Origin of the sequence: uncultured Ruegeria sp., from assembly GCF_947504215.1 — a bacterium.
Taxonomy (GTDB): domain Bacteria; phylum Pseudomonadota; class Alphaproteobacteria; order Rhodobacterales; family Rhodobacteraceae; genus Ruegeria.
Window position 1 is genome coordinate 1 of record NZ_CANNGO010000032.1, and the last position, 1,560, is coordinate 1,560.

Genomic DNA, 1,560 nt, shown 5'->3' on the forward strand with positions numbered 1-1,560 from the left:
CCCAAGCACTGTCTGTTACGCTGCGGATGCAGCGCAGCGCCATGGGAGGAGTTCGTCGATGCGTGTGATCTTGTGGTCTGCGATTTGGGCGAGGACCCAAGTGAGCCAGGCTTGTGGATCGACTTTGTTGAGCTTGGCAGTTTCGATCAGCGTGTAGGCAATCGCCGCTGCTTTACCTCCTCCTTCGGAGCCCGCGAAAAGATAATTTTTCCTGCCCAAGGCCACACAACGAATTGATCTTTCTGCACAATTATTGTTGAAGTCCAGGAAGCCGTTTTCCAGATATCCGCGCATTTTCTTCATACGGCCAAGGGCATATCGGATGGTTTTGGCCAGTTCGGATTTGCCGGAAATACGGTTCAATTGGGCATCCAGCCAAATCTCCAGATCATCCAAGACCGGCGCGGCGTCTGTCTGGCGCAGCGCGGCCCGTTCTACCGGGGACTTTCCGCGCACCGCCTTTTCGACCCGGTAAAGTAGGGCGATGCGTTTGATTGCCTCCTCGGCAATCTCCAGGCCCTGCGATTGGAAGATGTCGACGAATTTGCGTCTCACATGCGCCATGCGAACCATCTCATGGACGTCTTCCGTGCCGAACAGATCGTTGAACCCGGTACAACCGTCCGCATGGATCCAGCCTTTGAACTGGCCCAGATGGCTCGTGGGGTGTTTGCCTTCGCGGTCGGTACCGAACTTGTACCAGGCCGTCGGTGGATCGGCACTGGCCCAAGGACGCTCATCGCGGACATAGGTCCAAATGCGGGCGGTCGCGCATTTCTTTTTGGCCTGCAATTTGAGCGGTGTGTCATCCGCAAATATTGCCTGACCGGCGCGAACATACCGCCCAATCGCATCTGCCAGCGGTTCCAGCAGTTTTGTCGTTTGGCCGATCCAGCCTCCCAAAGTTGAACGATCCAGGTCAATGCCTTCGCGGGCGAAGATCTGGCTTTGACGATATAAAGGGTAATGGTCCGCGTATTTGTTCACAAGCACATGGGCCAAAAGTCCGGCACCAGGTCGGCCACGCTCAATGGGCGCGATGGCAACGCGGCCTGTACGATCTTGTCGCAGCATTTGCATGTCATCCGAGGGCGGACGATCCGGTTCACAACAAACCGGCCGGGGATATATTCCAGTTCCTCGGTCACATCTTCGCCAATGGCCCGCAGATCGCCGCCACATTTGCACGCCTCACCTGGGCTCAGTATCGGCTCATTGCGAGGCAGGGTTGGTGGCAGCGGCTTGCGCTTTGGTTTTTTGCTTTGGCTCGGGATCAGCCACCTCTTCAGATGGGGTGATCCGGGCGGCAGCTGTTTCTTCCTCTTCCAGCCGAAGCTGCAAGTTGAGTTGATCAGATGATTCCGACTTTGATCCGAAACGGTACTTCTGATGACCTGCAAGCTGGTGCTTCAACTTCTCAATCTGCAACGCTTGGGCCTTGGCCAGTTCGACCAAACCTTCCGCCGCAACACGAAGTTCTGTAGGGTCAGATGGCAGAAAGTTAGGTGCGTCATACATGGCCGATTGATAGCGGATCGCCGCGCCAATATGAATCCTATG

Annotated in this window: 2 protein-coding genes; both read right to left on the reverse strand. The window is 56.0% G+C overall.

Annotation, left to right across the window (positions count from 1 at the left end; all coding sequences use genetic code 11):
- Nucleotides 1-15 precede the first annotated feature (15 nt).
- On the reverse strand, nt 16-1,074 hold the full coding sequence (locus tag Q1B21_RS22265; protein WP_299893255.1) for an IS66 family transposase: 1,059 nt from the start codon (nt 1,072-1,074) through the stop codon (nt 16-18).
- Between the two features lie 138 nt (nt 1,075-1,212).
- A partial coding sequence (locus Q1B21_RS22270) for a transposase (RefSeq protein WP_299893257.1) occupies nt 1,213-1,560 on the reverse strand: 348 nt, incomplete at its 5' end.

Coding starts and splice junctions, on each gene's coding strand:
- Q1B21_RS22265 (WP_299893255.1), bottom strand. CDS start 1,074: ATGCTGCGACAAGATCGTACAGGCCGCGTTGCCATCGCGCCCATTGAG.